The sequence below is a fragment of the Salinicoccus sp. HZC-1 genome, assembly GCF_046736035.1.
GTDB lineage: Bacteria > Bacillota > Bacilli > Staphylococcales > Salinicoccaceae > Salinicoccus.
This window is the reverse complement of the sequence record NZ_CP177130.1, coordinates 372077-386205: the sequence shown is the minus strand read 5'-3', so window position 1 is coordinate 386205 and position 14129 is coordinate 372077. Positions and strand designations below refer to the sequence as shown.

Sequence of the window (14129 nt, the reverse complement as noted above, 5' to 3'; positions counted from 1 at the left end):
CTCTTTAATATGACGGGAGTATACCGTATGGAGATAAAAAATATCACTGTATTCTGCGGAGCCCGTACAGGGACGAATCCGTTATATGAGGAAAGTGCCTTTAAACTGGGGCAGTATCTTGCAGAACAGGACATAGGAATCGTATATGGCGGCGGTGCCGTCGGTATGATGGGCGCTGTTGCAAATGGTGCATTGGAGCGGGGCGGCCGGGTGACCGGTGTCATCCCCCAATTCCTGATGGACCGTGAAATGGCGCACCCTGATGTGCAGCGCATGGAAATTGTACAATCGATGCATAAAAGAAAAGAAATGATGGAAGAACTCGGAGATGCAGTCATTGCGCTCCCCGGCGGTGCCGGAACGCTTGAAGAATTTTTCGAAGTGTTCACATGGGGACAGATTGGCTTGCATAAAAAACCAATCGGCATTTTAAATGTTAATAATTTTTACGATGAACTCCTCCAGCTATTTGATAAATTAATTGCAGAAGGGTTCCTCCAGGCAAAATACATGGAGCAGCTTTTTACAGGCAAAGAAGCCGGTGAACTCCTTGAGAAGCTCGGTACATTCACCCCTGTGGAAGTCAGAACGTATAACGATATAAAACGCCGATGATTATAATGAAAATCGTCGGCGTTTTTCTAATTCTATGATGTAGATCACATGCTTTTTCAATGAATGGCCATCAATGATCTGCGGATGGTCAAATTCATCCACTTTTTTCATGCCTACTTTCTCCATGATGCTTATGGAAGGCGCATTCCGTTTTGCAGCGAGGGCATATACTTCTTTTATATCCGTGTGCCGTTCGGCAAATTTCAGTACGCCCCGAGCCGCTTCTGTCGCAAATCCCTGGTTCCAATGTCTTTTAGCCAGTCTCCATCCAATTTCAATGCACGGCAGTATTTCGAGCCGGAACGGACCATCTTCCTCCAGCACCTGCATACCGGTAAACCCTATAAATTCACCCGTATCCCGGCGCTCCACAGCAAACAGCCCGAATCCTCTATCTTCAATATCCTTTTGGATTTCAACAGCAATTTTTTCAGATTCTTCAGCTGACAGCACGTTCGGAAAATATCTTCTGACGTCCCGGTCTTTGTTCATTTTCACAAATTCCGGAATGTCGCTCTGCTTCCAATCTCTCATGATCAGCCTTTTTGTCTTAATATATTTCATGACGAAACTCAGCCACTCTCTACTATTATTTGTTGATACTTCCCCTCAAATAAAAATGAAAGAGACAGAAGAGATCACTCTCCTACTCTTCCACCTTTTCACTTTCGTTACTCTTTGGGGCATCCATTCTTTTATAGGACATCAGCTGGACTTTCACTTTGTCGTTATTGAAGTCATAGTCCTCTAGGCGCGCTTTCTTATCCGTCGTAAACACGACATCTACAAAATCGTAGGATTCTTCAAAGTCAAACCTGACATTGAATGTTTCAAATTCCTGGTCCGGACTTGGTTTCTGGGCGACCACCCTGGATTCGAACCCTTTAAAACGCTTCACCTGCATGCCGGTAATTTCTTCCACTTCATGTCCCAGTTCCTCCAGGGACATGACCTTGCCTTCCACGATATTAAATTTATTCTCGTGCATCAAAATCTCCTCGCTCTCCTCAGTTTCATATAGTTTACATTCCCAATAAAGCGGCTTTGTAATCGTTTATAATCCAGGAAGCTTACGTCTTTGATTCTTCCTGATCTTCGGATTCTTCCGATTCTTCAGATTTCCCGTTATCGGAAGCTTCACCATTCCGCTCCGCTTCCTGCAGTTTCTGAAGCTCCTCTTCTTTGATCTGGATATTTTTCTGCAACTGATCATTCTCACTTTTGAGATTCTGTATCTTGTTTTCCAATTCAGTATTCTGCTTGTTGATCTTCTCCAGATCTTTTGCAGCCTGGCTCTCATCCTCACCGCAGCCTGCCAGCGCCAGCATAAGCACCAGTGCGAGTGTATACAACCTTTTCATCCAATCACCCTTCATCCATCTTCATTAACATTATAGCACTTCATTACAAAGTTGAGAAACTTCAGCCAATAGAAAAACCCCTGCAAAAATGCGAGGGGCTTTCCTTAGAATACAAGGGCATCCAGCAGGAACCAGATGACCATCAGTACATAGATAACCGCATTGAATATCGCACTCGAAAGGAATGCGAGCAATGAACCGATTGAGGCTTTAAACGCCTGCTTCACATCTTGCGAACCGATTAATTCAACGATCAGAACGAAAATGAACGGCACAATGATGACACCGAGCGGCGGGTATACGAACATCCCGATGATTACACCGGCAATTGCTGCGTATTCACCCCGTTTTGTTCCTCCGTACCGTTTGACAAAGTAACTGTTTGCGATGAAATCACTGAATAATACAAGCAGTGTCAGCACAACCACAATAATCCAGAACATCCACGACAATGCATCACTGTCGATTGCGAATTGAAACACTAAAAAGCCGATCCAGAACATTACTACCGATGGAACGACCGGGAATACGAGTCCGGCGAACCCCAGTATGAAAGCTGCGGCGATAATAATCCACCAAAGAATTTCCATCAAACTTCTCCTTTTTTCAGTTCAGATTTAGTAAAGAAAAATAATATGAATGCAACGAATAAGAATCCCCCGGATATGAAGAATGAATTTTCCACACCGACAGTATCACCGGCCATTCCGCCAAGCAGATTGCCGAGCAGCTGGCCGACGATCATGGCATTCGCAAACAGCGTCGACGCATACCCCGGGAACTGCGGAAGCAGGTCCTGGAAGTAACTGATTCCGAGTCCCAGAAGGACAGCCAGAAACAGTGCAAGCGGCAGCTGGCCGATCACCATTGCTGTAAAATCATCAAAGATTCCAATGGAAAGGAAGTACATACTCCCCAAAAACCCGCCGATGATCATCAGCGATTTCGAACTTATTTTTCCGGCGATCAATCCGATTGTAATCATGAGCGGCACTTCAAGACCGGCACACAGACTCGCAAGTATACCGACTGCACTTTCAGGTTCTCCCAAATAATTCGTCACATAAAGCGGCATATTGAGCAGATACATCCATTGTCCCACATGAAGCATGGTAAATGCTACAAATGGAAGCAGCAGCGTCCTGTTCTTCAACAGGTTGGGCGCTTTTGGCTCTTCATAGGTTTTTATTTCAAAGTCAGTCTTCCGCACTTCTTTTTTTGCTGCGGGTTTAATTAAAAAGGACAGGCCCAATACTGCAATGAACATGATGACAGTGCCGGTAAAGAGCCCCTGGAATCCATATACCCCGAGCAGTACAGAACCAATCAGCGGGCCGAACAGAAATCCGAACGAGAACATCGATCTCAGAACCGTATTTGCCAGCACCGCAATGCTTGAACGGTAGGCATTGATGGATTCCCGGGCGGATGCATACAGCTGGGGCATGGCGGGCGCACCGAGTGATGCGAATAATATATAGGCAGGCGCCAGGAACCACACATTACCGATGACAAGAAAGCTTGCGAAAGCGATCACCATCATTACGAGGGCCGCGATAATAAGATATTTACGGTCGAATGTGAGTGCGTCACTCTTTCTTCCTATGACCGTATTCATGAAGAAACTGCCGACAGCCACGAGTGCCATGAAAATACCGTAAGTCGACGTCGGCATACCATGCGTTTCCGTCATAAAAATAACAAGGAACGGTGCAGTCAGGGAGACCGCCATACCCAGCAGAGTCATATTGAATAAAAACAGTTTATAGTTCCGGATTTGGAAAAGATCCCTCATCATCTACACCATTCTTCCATCTCTTTTTTAAAAATTATGATGCATTAACAAAAGTTCTGACGAGCGTTAAAAATGCTTTAACCTGCGGAAGTTCCAGCACACTGTTATCGAATGCGATGTAAGTATCCCGCGTTATCGGCCGGTTGTCGAACAAAACTTCATCCAGGTTGAATTTATCCTTATCAAAATCATCCAGAACAATTTCAGGCAGTACAGTCACCCCGATGCCTTCCAGCAGCAATGCCCTGCACGTTGCAATCTGATCCACTTTAATCTGCGGATCATACTTCCTGTTGAACCTCTGTTCAAAGAATTGTTCGATTTCACTCAGATAGATCGGATCAGCCTGGAATTCAATAATGGGCAGGCTTTTATCCCCTTCATTTGATTTCGGTGTCACCAGATAATGCCGGTCGATGAACAGCAGTTCATTCTGTTTGTTCATCATGCGGTTGCCGCGGACGATCGAAATATGGAAATCATTCTGTTCTTCCACAATCTGCTGGGATGACCCCACTTTGATTTTAATATTCACATTTGGATATAAATTTAAGTACTGTGCGACGATTTCCGGCAGGATGGTATGCCCGATCAATGAGGAAACACCGATGGAAAGGTTGCCCTGTATTGAATTCTGATTGATTCTTATATACTCTTTTACGAGCGCTTCCTTATCCACCACATTTCTGGCATGTTCAATAACCTTTTCCCCTTCACCAGTCACATAAAGCTCTTTTTTTGTCCTGACGAAAATTTTCACGCCCCACTCGTCCTCGATCGATTTCAATCTTTGACTGACCGCTGGCTGGGAGATGAACAGCTTTTCTGCTGCACGTCTCAGCGTTTTGGTTTCATCCAGAGTTACCAACAATTTATAATCATCGACTTTCATAGCCAACATCCTTTCATACATAAGGAAATCTTATCACAAAATCCTGTTCTTTCAATCTTCCTGCCGCTATTTAGTGTTGAATCATTTTGATTTGGGTATATGCATTAAACATACGAAAATAGGAGATGATCATAAAATGGCGGATAAAAACAAATTTGAGAAAATCGATGAAGAAATTGACGGTTATACTTTAGACAGACAGCCGGGCATCGAAAGGGAAATGGACCCCGTGCCGATTTATGAAGCGGATTATTACAAAGGCAGTGACAAACTGAAAGATAAGACCGCAATCATCACTGGCGGAGATTCCGGTATCGGCCGCGCGGTTGCGCTCCTTTATGCCAAAGAAGGCGCCAATCTCGTCCTCGGATATCTGGATGAGCACAAAGACGCGGAAGACACGAAAGCGATGGTGGAAGAACACGGCGTACAGTGTGAGATCTATTCATTCGATGTAAAGAAAAAGAAAGAATGCCAGGCACTTGTAGATTTCACATTGGAGAAATTCGGTAAATTGAATATTCTCGTGAACCACGCCGGTGTACAATATCCGACTACTGATTTCCTGAGCATCTCGGAAGACCAGGTCAGGGAAACATTCGAGACTAATATTTACGGCATCATCTTCCTGACCCAGGCTGCCCTTCCGCATCTGCAGGAAGGCGACAGCGTCATCAACACGACAAGCATTACCGCTTATAACGGTTCACCTGAACTTATTGACTATTCTGCGACCAACGGAGCCATCACATCACTGACCCGTTCACTCGCCGGCAATCTGGCCAAAAAGGGCATAAGAATAAACGCCGTCGCGCCGGGGCCGATCTATACACCGCTGATTCCGGCAACCTTCGATGCGGAGAAAGTGGAAAAGCACGGGGGCACCACCCCGATGGGACGCCGCGGCCAGCCAAGCGAGCTCGGCCCGAGCTATGTATTCCTGGCTTCACCCGATGCCAGTTATATGACGGGACAGGTCATCCATGTCAATGGCGGGGATTATATGACCAGCTAAATATAAGCAAATTAAAACGCCAGTCTTTCGACTGGCGTTTTAATTTTTCATATCCAATTGTTTTAAGCAGTGTGACGCCATTCTCTCGAACTGACTAAAGTCCCTTTCCAATTCAGCCATGACATCATTGGCAGCACTGTAGGCGAAATCATACTGTTCTCTTGATACTTCCCTGCGGCTTCTCGCACGTTTAATATCAAATTCATCCACCAATTCGTACCGCCCGTCAGGTAAAGCAAGCACATCCAGATAAACATCCACCCTTCTCGCATTTTTCAATTCTAAAAAATGTTTTATGTTGATGTCAAAATAGTATTGGACTGCCTGCCACTGGTCATCATACATCACTGTTATACTGTAGTTTCGATTTTTCGGCAATATTTGCAGCCACCGAAAGCCATCGTCACACACCAGCACTTCCTGATTAAGTATTGGTACCGTAAGCGGTGATCTGACTTTTATAATTTCAATAATACCAGTGAGTATTTCTTCACCTTGATATTGAATGATTTTTTCATGGTAATTGGATTGGAGGAGACGTCTCCACCCTCTTTTATCGAGATACTTGGTCTTCATCACACTCATCTCCTTCACCCAATTATACAGAAATTGTGGAAAGAATGTGAAGGGATATGGACCGAGTAGTGCTTACTATTCAATACCGAGTATAATATGCGTCTCTGAAGCTCCTGATCCGCGGGTTTCTTCTCCGTTTTCAGGATAATAAACATCTGCATTTCCCGTCTTATACAGCATTACTTTGTCGCCGGAGGCATCCAGATTCCCGGCATTGACCGACTCATACAGTGCATCCCGGTCTTCCGGCTCCACTGTTTCCAAGTCATAATCATCCTCCAGCTGATTAAATGTCGAGCTATTATAATCATCGAAAAATGCCCCTTTTTCATCATCTGATAGCGAAGCGGTATACATTTCCTGTGCATCCGTTATCCCCAGGTACTCTGCCAGTTCATTGTCTGCGGTGATCCGTTCGAGTAATGCTTCATTATAGATGGATGCATGGCCCTGATAATTTGTATCCGGGAAATGAACATTCACCCAGGCGAGGGGATCATTCTGGTTGCCCAGCATCATTGGTGCATTTTTAGGTGCCTTATGTGCTGCCGTCTGGTAATCTTTGATGAATGCTTCTAACTCTTCGCCGTCGCTGAGCTGTAAAAATCCATTCCTGCCGTTGATATCTATGGCGGACACCGCTTCCGGCTCCTCGATATTGAAGAGAATATCGTAGGCGTCGGCAAATCTGCCGTCATTCAGCATCGCTGCCATGTCTTTTTGCATGTCCTGTTCCATTTCAAACTTGCTGAACTGTCTTTGGATATGACTGCCGTCTTTCATTTTATAGCTGATTTCAAGCAGGTCCGCCCGTCCATCCTGATTTGAAATCTTTTCGCTGTCTATCGCAGTCTGGTGAAATTCGAGCGTACGCTCAATCACATTACTGTCGTCAATATAGAGGAAGTCATCGCTCACTGAATCCGTCTGTCCACGGTATGTGCCATAATCACTTCTCATATTGGAACTGCTGATACTGATACCCGCCACATCCTCAGCCTCAGGCACATAGGAGACATACTGGTTCCATCCGATGATGAAGGCAGTCCAGAATATGATCAGGAATATGAGTGTGGTAACGATGGAGGAAACATTGAAACTGATTCTTGCCGCCCCCTGAAAGAACATCTCTGTAACGATATATGAGAATAACAGCCCAATGCCGAATGAAAGTACCGTAACGACAATGGAAACCGGCAGAGCGAATAAAATCATCAGCCCGATCATCAGCATTCCCGTAATCGAAATGACGGCGGCAAGCAGGTTCCTCACCCATGTATGATTAAAATTATAATGGACATTTTCATTCTTACTTCTGTTGTACAGAATATAGGAAAGAATGATGAACACGATGCCAGCGAGGGCCCAGATGATCATCTTCCATATGTCATAGCCGGCCGTCACCTGCTGTACCGCAAATATCGGGAAAGTGTTATTTGTGACAATATTTATTATCCCGCTGTCCCCCGGTGCCGGAGAAGCTGGCCCGTTGGCGATGCCGTCGAATAACAGCCCGGCTGCCGAAACGTTCAGGCTCCAGAAAACCACCGGCAGGAAAAATATGATGACAACCATCTGAAGATGATTGTATATGCTGTTTACGAGGAGTCCGGCAAATAACGAGACCGCAAAAACCACATAGAGTATAAACAGTGAATAGACCAGCCAGAGGGCCAGGTCCTGCAGTGCAATATCGAAATTCAAAATGTATCTTTCAAAGAACAGGATGGCTGCCGTAATCAGCAGCGGCACGGTAATATGGATCAGGCCGGATAAGATTAAATGGCTCATTATCCTGTGTCTTTTCACCGGCAGACTGTGCATGAAGTCGACCGAGTCTTCTTTATTCCTGTAATTGAATAGAAAGAGCACCAGCAATACAACATAGATCATTCCGCCGATGAGCTGGAATTCCGCTGCCGTCTCCAGCGGATTGGCCGGTATAGACCCCTCATTTCCCCCGGGCCTGTTGTTCATGTTGACCGATAGAATCCATAACACGAATGGCTGTACCAGAATATTTCCAATCAGATAGAGGACAGTGAGCCAGAAGGCGCTCCCCATGAAATGGCTGAGTAATGTTTTATTCAACAATGATGTTATTGATTTCATAGCCTTGCTCCCCCATTTCATAAGTAAATATTTCTTCGAGTGTCAGCGGCAGAATATCGTACATCAACGGATTATATTTCGTCACTTTCTCTTCGATGTTATCCAGGTCACCTTTGATGATGCATGTGACAATTCTTCCTTTTACTTCACGGTGGACAACACCCAGACGCTCATAGAATGCTTCGTCCGGCAGGGTGTCGAAAGCAATCTGGAGCTTGCAGTGCGTTCCTTTGATTTCATTAAGATCCCTGTGGAACAGCAATTCCCCATGATGCATGATGGAGACGGAATCACAAAGATCTTCCATCTCCCTTAAATTATGGCTCGATGCGATGACCGTCATTCCATAATTGGCAATATCCTGCATCATGATGTTTTTAACCTGGCGCCGGATGATCGGATCCAGACCATCAAACGGCTCATCGAGCAGCATCACTTTGGGACAGGATGAGAAAGCGAGTACGAAAGACGCCTGCCGTTTCATCCCTTTGGATAATTGTGAAAGGGATTTTTCAGGATCCAGTTTAAAATGACCAGTCAGCTGTTTAAACCGTTTCCCGGACCAATTTGAATACATCCCTTTATAGAATGCCGCCATATCATTGAGGCTGACCCCGCTGAAGAAATAAGGCACATCATGGATGAACAGCACGTCATTCTTAATATCAGGATTTTCAAATATTTGTTGCCCATCGTATAACACATCACCTGCATCCGGTTTGTAGATACCCGCCAATAGTTTCATGAAAGTTGTTTTGCCGGCCCCGTTGGATCCCAGCAGGCCATTAATCGTTCCGGGTTCAATCGACAGATCTACATTATTAACCGCTTTTTGTCTGCCAAATGATTTGTACAAAGTTTTAGTTTCCAGTCTCATTGATATCCTCCTTTCCTTGATCTGCATGCTCTACCAGATTTTTTAAATAATCTTTGGGAACATCCATTTTAAGGAGTTCCCTGATGATTTTCTCCAAATCATCCGACAGCTCCTTAATCCGCTCATGATTGGTTCCTGTTTTCATTTCGTCTACAAAACTTCCCTTTCCGGGCAAAGAGTAAATATATCCTTCTCTTTCCAATTCACGATACGCTTTTTGAATCGTATTCGGATTGATCGTTAATTCCTGTGCCAGACTTCTTACGGATGGTAGTTTCTCGTCCGGTCTCAGAACATCCTGAATAATCAGCTGCTTGACTTTCTGTGTCAGTTGCTCATAAATTGGAATCCTGCTTTTCAAATCCAGATTAAACACATGCACACCTCCTGTACCAACTGTATTAATTTAAATAATACAGTTGGTATTGGTTTTTGACAATAGAAAACCCGAATAATGGACAATTTTTTCCACAGTCCATTATTCAGGTCATAGTTCGATATTTTATTTCATCTGTAACCCCGGGAGGGTTCGAATCAGAAATGTCATTCCTTAGAGTGCATGGCCGGAACCACCGTCAACATTGACGGCAACCCCATTTACATAGGAGGCCAGGTCAGAACACAGGAATGTGATGACGTTGGCCGCTTCCTTAGTGTCACCAATGCGGCCGAGTGGAATATTATGCTTATCCAGACGCGCATATTCTTCCCAGCTTAAGTCCGGCGCATCATCTTTCCACATCTTCATAATCTGATCGCTTTTTATCAGTCCGATACATACAGCATTCACCCGTATGCCGTACTGTCCCAGATCTTTGCTCATTGCTTTTGTCATCGCCATGCCCGCTGCACGGGAGACCGTCGTCGGCAGGGAGGAGGCCGGCGGCGTTTTGCCGAGCACTGCCGTCATGTTCAATATTGCTCCGCCCCGCTCTTTAAGATAAGGCAGAGCTGCTTTTGACAGCCTGACTGCCGCCATCACTTTTAGATCGATATCCTGCTCCCAGTCGGATATTTCCACTTCATCAAACGCTTTCGCAAAAGAGCCGCCGGCGTTATTGATAAGTATGTCGATGCTGCCGAATTTCTCCACTGTACCGCCGATAATCTTATCAGCTGCGCCATCTTCAGTTACATCCGCCTTGATAAAGTCCACTTCACCGTACTGTGAGATTTCCTCTTTCGCTTCGATCAGTGCCTCTTCACCTCTGGCAACAAGGATTACTTTCGCACCAAGTTTTACAAGCTGTTCGCTTGTTTCCCGTCCAATCCCTTTGCTCGAGCCTGTAATCACTGCGACTTTGCCTTCATATCCAAAATCCATGGACTCTCTCCTCCTCCTATACTTTAAGCGCCCAGATTGACGTTGTGATGAATGTTGGATACATCTTCAAGGTCATCCAGTGCTTCGAACAGTTTCTCAAACTGTTCCAGTGAATCATCACTCAGGTTCACTTCGTTCTGGGCAATCATTGTATGCTCTGCGACTTCATAATCATCGACGCCCATTTCATCCAGTGCGCGCTTCACTTCATGGAAGGCCTGGGCGTTTGCGTATACTACTGTAAACTCGTTCTCTTCGGTCACATCTTCCACATCTACATCATTTTCCATCAGGTACATCATTGTTTCTTCGGAATCAAATCCTTTAAAGACGAATACAGCTCTGGAATCGAACATATAACTGACGGCGCCGCTCACACCCATGTTACCGCCATTCTTGCCGAATGCTGCACGGACATCGGATGCCGTCCTGTTCACATTGTTTGTCAGTGCATCGACGATCAGCATTGCACCCTCCGGCCCGAATCCTTCATAACGCAGTTCATCGAACGTTTCGTCATCGCTGCCTTTCGCCTTATCAATCGCCTTGTCGATGATATGTTTGGGCACGGAATATGTTTTCGCACGGTCCAGCACCGCTTTAAGCGCCTGGTTGCTCTCCGGATCCGGTTCTCCCTTTTTTGCTGCAACATATATCTCACGGCCGAATTTTGCATTTATACGGCTGGTATTCTGGTCTTTTTGTGCTTTTTTCTCTTTAATGTTATTCCATTTTCTTCCCATGATCTCATCTTCCTTCAAATCAGATTTCATATTATAATATACCATTTTAACGATTTTTGTTCATATATCTATACAGTCGCAGCATGCGTTTTATAATAATGAGCAGGTTGATAAATAAGTTGAAGCCCATTTCCCGCTCGGAGAATTTTTTATTCTTCATTCTGTTAAAGTCATACATTGTGAAAAGTATATAGAGCACAAGACCTACAATCGTTATGCCCAGATGCAGATAAGGCAGATCTATAAAGAAGCTCATTAATGATGTAAATATCAGTATCAGCAATGCGATGAATAAATACTTGCCCCAATGCGTAATATCTTTCAGGAAAAAGTAACCGATAATGCCGAAGAATACAAAGACGAGTATCCCCAACAGTACTATACGGTAAAATACACCCGGTCCGAAATCATTGATAAATGATTCGAGCAGACCGAAGGACACCAGCCCGATTAAAATCGCATAAATATGACTGATGATCGGTCCGCTGCGGTTGAATCCGCGCACAAAAAGTGAAATCATCATGATTCCAAACAGCACCATGGAGGCAGTGGGTCTCCATGCATCAGGCAGATACTGTCCGAAGTATGCCCCTATGCCGAAAATAATCCAGTAATAGGCAAAATAAAGCCATACGAGCCTGAAATTTTTTGAACTGCTCATCCCTCTATACCTCCATCTTTTTTTCGTATCCTCTCAATACCCTGATCTTAATCATACAACCATTTCAGAGTATTTGCGAAGTTACGTAAATATTCAGTTTGTATACCAAATATTTTATTTATATTACAGTTCGATTACAATACGCAAATAATGTATTTTATTTGATATTATATATTTTGTATTCAATAGACATCTTACAGTTTTATGAACATAAATTTAAATCCAATACATATAAGATTTTACAACCCAGGAGGATAATTCAACCAATGAAAAAAGTACTTACTGCACTAACTGCGACAGCAGCGTTTGCTGCATACGGCTTGGCTGATGACGCTGAAGCATCATCTACATACAAAGTAAAAGGTGGAGACACACTTTGGAAAATCTCCCAGGAGAACGGCGTGAGTGTATCACAGCTTAAATCCTGGAATAATCTGTCTTCAGATCTGATCCTTATCAACCAGACTCTGACAATTGGGGGAAGCAGTGCTTCAAGTTCATCTTCAAGCAGCTCAAATGCTTCATCCAGTAATTCGAATTCAAGCAGTTCATCTTCAAGCAGCTCCGAAAATACGGGCAGCGGTACATATACTGTAAAATCCGGTGACACTCTGAGCAGTATCGCCAGAGCACACGGCATGAACTACAGAACGTTGATGAACAACAACAATATTTCATCCCACCTTATTTATCCGGGACAGAAACTTACAGTGAGTGGAAGTGCTTCAAGCAGCAGCTCAAATGCTTCTTCAAACACAGCCCAGGCTGCGCCGAAGAAAGAAGAAGTTAAAACGCCGTCTGTTTCAGCACCGGCACCATCCAGTGTTTCCTACGGCACGAACTATTACTACTGGGGCGACTGCACATGGTACGTCTTCGAACGCCGCCAGCAGCTCGGCAAACCGGTAGGCAACAACTGGGGCAACGCATCCAATTGGGATAACGCGGCAAGAAGCCAGGGTTACTCAGTGAGCAGCTCACCTTCAGTCGGTGCGATCCTGCAGGCGAATGCATGGACAAACTTTGCATGGGGCATGGGACACGTGGCGATTGTTGAAAGAATCAACTCTGACGGTTCAATCCTCGTATCTGAAATGAACTTTGGCAGCGGCCAGGGTGTTAAGACATTCAGAACAATCAGTGCTTCACAAGTATCCGGTCACAACTTTATCCATTAATATATTAATTCAACCCCACAGGACAAAGTCCTGTGGGGTTTTTCAATGGATTTATTATCAATAACTACGGTTTTTTGGCCGCCCGTTCTCGGTTCTTGGTGCTTCTGTATTGATGATCATCTCTACTTGATAGATCCGATTGACCAGGCTGTGGACCGGCGCCTGGGTCATGAGATAGATCCCCCATGGCAGCTTAGGTTCAAAATCGTGCAGGGCAATGATAAATTCGTTTCTTGTAGGGAGTGCCCGGAATTCGAGCCTTGGTGTTTTATTCGGTGCTCTTCTGGACAGGCCGCCGCCTTTTATCCGGTAAATTTCCACACCGTTGTAGCTGGCTTTTGCATCGTACTCGATCACAAGTACCGGATGCTCCATTTTGATTACATGTATTTTTATCAGCTGTGCGGCGAACTCTACATTTATCAATCCGTACAGTATCTCATCCAGCCATTCAAAATAATAGCGTCCGACCTCTTTAATATTCCATCCCGGCGGCAATGGTGCGCGCTGCACACTTCTGACATTATTATAATCAGACGTTTTATATGACAGGTTTTTTCCATATCTTTTTACCGGGGTTGAAGTGACGCTCACATCCGCGCCGTAAGCAGCGAGTACATCCACCATATAATCCGGACTGACTTCATCGGCAACAAATATGATCTGGGGCACTTCATTCATCTGACATGCGCGGGCAATGTTATCGGCAATCAATACATACAGATCTTCAAATCGTCCCTGTGTCAGCCTGTTCAGTCTCATAATAGGATCTTCGAAGAAAATAACGACATCGATATCTTTCAATGCCTTCTCCACTTCCGGAAGTATGAACAGATCATTTTTAAGCAGTGTAATATCCAGCTCGCTGTCATCCTGGTTAGGGCTTGAGAACGCGAACAAATTGTAATCCTCTTTCAGTTCAAGATACAGATGTTGTCCGATTCTTCCATGAATCCCCATTAAGAGTAGGTTTTCCATAA

General features: G+C 44.7%; 17 protein-coding genes. 3 read left to right on the top strand and 14 right to left on the bottom strand.

Annotated features, from left to right (window positions below; genetic code table 11):
* The first annotated feature begins 27 nt into the window (after window positions 1–27).
* Window positions 28–615 carry a TIGR00730 family Rossman fold protein gene (locus ACKRAT_RS02015; protein WP_411843447.1) on the top strand — a complete coding sequence of 196 codons (588 nt, stop codon included), beginning with the start codon at window positions 28–30 and terminating at the stop codon, window positions 613–615.
* Here the strand turns inward: ACKRAT_RS02015 and ACKRAT_RS02010 are convergent, their stop codons facing one another.
* The 6 genes from ACKRAT_RS02010 to ACKRAT_RS01985 all read right to left on the bottom strand — a co-directional run bounded on the left by ACKRAT_RS02010 (window position 616) and on the right by ACKRAT_RS01985 (window position 4663).
* The gene (locus ACKRAT_RS02010) at window positions 616–1179 is read right to left on the bottom strand and encodes a GNAT family N-acetyltransferase (protein WP_411843446.1); all 564 of its coding nucleotides are present in this window, start codon (window positions 1177–1179) and stop codon (window positions 616–618) included.
* An 82-nt stretch (window positions 1180–1261) separates the two neighbouring features.
* Window positions 1262–1603, bottom strand: coding sequence for a hypothetical protein (locus ACKRAT_RS02005; RefSeq protein ID WP_411843445.1), 342 nt, complete (start codon window positions 1601–1603; stop codon window positions 1262–1264).
* 82 nt (window positions 1604–1685) lie between these two features.
* The gene (locus ACKRAT_RS02000; RefSeq protein ID WP_411843444.1) at window positions 1686–1976 is read right to left on the bottom strand and encodes a hypothetical protein; all 291 of its coding nucleotides are present in this window, start codon (window positions 1974–1976) and stop codon (window positions 1686–1688) included.
* Between the two features lie 104 nt (window positions 1977–2080).
* On the bottom strand, window positions 2081–2566 hold the full coding sequence (locus ACKRAT_RS01995) for a DUF456 domain-containing protein (RefSeq protein WP_411843443.1): 486 nt from the start codon (window positions 2564–2566) through the stop codon (window positions 2081–2083).
* Window positions 2566–3774 carry an MFS transporter gene (locus tag ACKRAT_RS01990; protein WP_411843442.1) on the bottom strand — a complete coding sequence of 403 codons (1209 nt, stop codon included), beginning with the start codon at window positions 3772–3774 and terminating at the stop codon, window positions 2566–2568. The genes ACKRAT_RS01995 and ACKRAT_RS01990 overlap by 1 nt, the downstream gene beginning before the upstream one ends.
* 31 nt (window positions 3775–3805) lie before the next feature.
* Window positions 3806–4663, bottom strand: a complete 858-nt coding sequence (locus tag ACKRAT_RS01985; RefSeq protein WP_411843441.1) for a LysR family transcriptional regulator — start codon at window positions 4661–4663, stop codon at window positions 3806–3808.
* Window positions 4664–4799: 136 nt separating this feature from the next.
* Here ACKRAT_RS01985 and ACKRAT_RS01980 point away from each other — a divergent pair, with 136 nt between their 5' ends.
* Complete coding sequence (locus ACKRAT_RS01980) at window positions 4800–5678, top strand: SDR family oxidoreductase (RefSeq protein ID WP_411843440.1); 879 nt, start codon at window positions 4800–4802, stop codon at window positions 5676–5678.
* A gap of 39 nt (window positions 5679–5717) precedes the next feature.
* Here the strand turns inward: ACKRAT_RS01980 and ACKRAT_RS01975 are convergent, their stop codons facing one another.
* The 7 genes from ACKRAT_RS01975 to ACKRAT_RS01945 all read right to left on the bottom strand — a co-directional run bounded on the left by ACKRAT_RS01975 (window position 5718) and on the right by ACKRAT_RS01945 (window position 11971).
* Complete coding sequence (locus tag ACKRAT_RS01975; RefSeq protein WP_411843439.1) at window positions 5718–6254, bottom strand: DUF402 domain-containing protein; 537 nt, start codon at window positions 6252–6254, stop codon at window positions 5718–5720.
* A gap of 75 nt (window positions 6255–6329) precedes the next feature.
* Window positions 6330–8366, bottom strand: coding sequence for a hypothetical protein (locus ACKRAT_RS01970; RefSeq protein ID WP_411843438.1), 2037 nt, complete (start codon window positions 8364–8366; stop codon window positions 6330–6332).
* Complete coding sequence (locus ACKRAT_RS01965) at window positions 8338–9243, bottom strand: ABC transporter ATP-binding protein (RefSeq protein ID WP_411843437.1); 906 nt, start codon at window positions 9241–9243, stop codon at window positions 8338–8340. Before ACKRAT_RS01965 ends, ACKRAT_RS01970 begins: the two co-directional genes overlap by 29 nt.
* The gene (locus ACKRAT_RS01960) at window positions 9227–9619 is read right to left on the bottom strand and encodes a GntR family transcriptional regulator (RefSeq protein WP_411843436.1); all 393 of its coding nucleotides are present in this window, start codon (window positions 9617–9619) and stop codon (window positions 9227–9229) included. The genes ACKRAT_RS01965 and ACKRAT_RS01960 overlap by 17 nt, the downstream gene beginning before the upstream one ends.
* Before the next feature lie 174 nt (window positions 9620–9793).
* Window positions 9794–10567 carry an SDR family NAD(P)-dependent oxidoreductase gene (locus ACKRAT_RS01955; protein WP_411843435.1) on the bottom strand — a complete coding sequence of 258 codons (774 nt, stop codon included), beginning with the start codon at window positions 10565–10567 and terminating at the stop codon, window positions 9794–9796.
* A 23-nt stretch (window positions 10568–10590) separates the two neighbouring features.
* Window positions 10591–11310, bottom strand: a complete 720-nt coding sequence (locus ACKRAT_RS01950) for a YebC/PmpR family DNA-binding transcriptional regulator (protein WP_411843434.1) — start codon at window positions 11308–11310, stop codon at window positions 10591–10593.
* 46 nt (window positions 11311–11356) lie between these two features.
* Window positions 11357–11971: a Bax inhibitor-1 family protein gene (locus ACKRAT_RS01945; RefSeq protein ID WP_411843433.1), complete on the bottom strand. Its 615-nt coding sequence runs from the start codon at window positions 11969–11971 to the stop codon at window positions 11357–11359.
* 266 nt (window positions 11972–12237) lie between these two features.
* Between ACKRAT_RS01945 and ACKRAT_RS01940 the strand changes: the two genes are divergently transcribed.
* Entirely contained in the window at window positions 12238–13149 is a 912-nt protein-coding gene (locus tag ACKRAT_RS01940; protein WP_411843432.1) for a LysM peptidoglycan-binding domain-containing protein, read from the top strand.
* Window positions 13150–13206: 57 nt separating this feature from the next.
* On the opposite strand, the gene ACKRAT_RS01935 is transcribed toward ACKRAT_RS01940, so the two are convergent.
* Window positions 13207–14127, bottom strand: coding sequence for a hypothetical protein (locus tag ACKRAT_RS01935; protein WP_411843431.1), 921 nt, complete (start codon window positions 14125–14127; stop codon window positions 13207–13209).
* Window positions 14128–14129 lie beyond the last annotated feature (2 nt).

Coding starts and splice junctions, on each gene's coding strand:
- ACKRAT_RS01955 (WP_411843435.1), bottom strand. CDS start 10,567: ATGGATTTTGGATATGAAGGCAAAGTCGCAGTGATTACAGGCTCGAGC.
- ACKRAT_RS01995 (WP_411843443.1), bottom strand. CDS start 2,566: ATGGAAATTCTTTGGTGGATTATTATCGCCGCAGCTTTCATACTGGGG.
- ACKRAT_RS01940 (WP_411843432.1), top strand. CDS start 12,238: ATGAAAAAAGTACTTACTGCACTAACTGCGACAGCAGCGTTTGCTGCA.
- ACKRAT_RS01990 (WP_411843442.1), bottom strand. CDS start 3,774: ATGATGAGGGATCTTTTCCAAATCCGGAACTATAAACTGTTTTTATTC.
- ACKRAT_RS02010 (WP_411843446.1), bottom strand. CDS start 1,179: ATGAAATATATTAAGACAAAAAGGCTGATCATGAGAGATTGGAAGCAG.
- ACKRAT_RS02000 (WP_411843444.1), bottom strand. CDS start 1,976: ATGAAAAGGTTGTATACACTCGCACTGGTGCTTATGCTGGCGCTGGCA.
- ACKRAT_RS01965 (WP_411843437.1), bottom strand. CDS start 9,243: ATGAGACTGGAAACTAAAACTTTGTACAAATCATTTGGCAGACAAAAA.
- ACKRAT_RS01985 (WP_411843441.1), bottom strand. CDS start 4,663: ATGAAAGTCGATGATTATAAATTGTTGGTAACTCTGGATGAAACCAAA.
- ACKRAT_RS02015 (WP_411843447.1), top strand. CDS start 28: ATGGAGATAAAAAATATCACTGTATTCTGCGGAGCCCGTACAGGGACG.
- ACKRAT_RS01980 (WP_411843440.1), top strand. CDS start 4,800: ATGGCGGATAAAAACAAATTTGAGAAAATCGATGAAGAAATTGACGGT.
- ACKRAT_RS01975 (WP_411843439.1), bottom strand. CDS start 6,254: ATGAAGACCAAGTATCTCGATAAAAGAGGGTGGAGACGTCTCCTCCAA.
- ACKRAT_RS01970 (WP_411843438.1), bottom strand. CDS start 8,366: ATGAAATCAATAACATCATTGTTGAATAAAACATTACTCAGCCATTTC.
- ACKRAT_RS01950 (WP_411843434.1), bottom strand. CDS start 11,310: ATGGGAAGAAAATGGAATAACATTAAAGAGAAAAAAGCACAAAAAGAC.
- ACKRAT_RS01935 (WP_411843431.1), bottom strand. CDS start 14,127: ATGGAAAACCTACTCTTAATGGGGATTCATGGAAGAATCGGACAACAT.
- ACKRAT_RS01945 (WP_411843433.1), bottom strand. CDS start 11,971: ATGAGCAGTTCAAAAAATTTCAGGCTCGTATGGCTTTATTTTGCCTAT.
- ACKRAT_RS02005 (WP_411843445.1), bottom strand. CDS start 1,603: ATGCACGAGAATAAATTTAATATCGTGGAAGGCAAGGTCATGTCCCTG.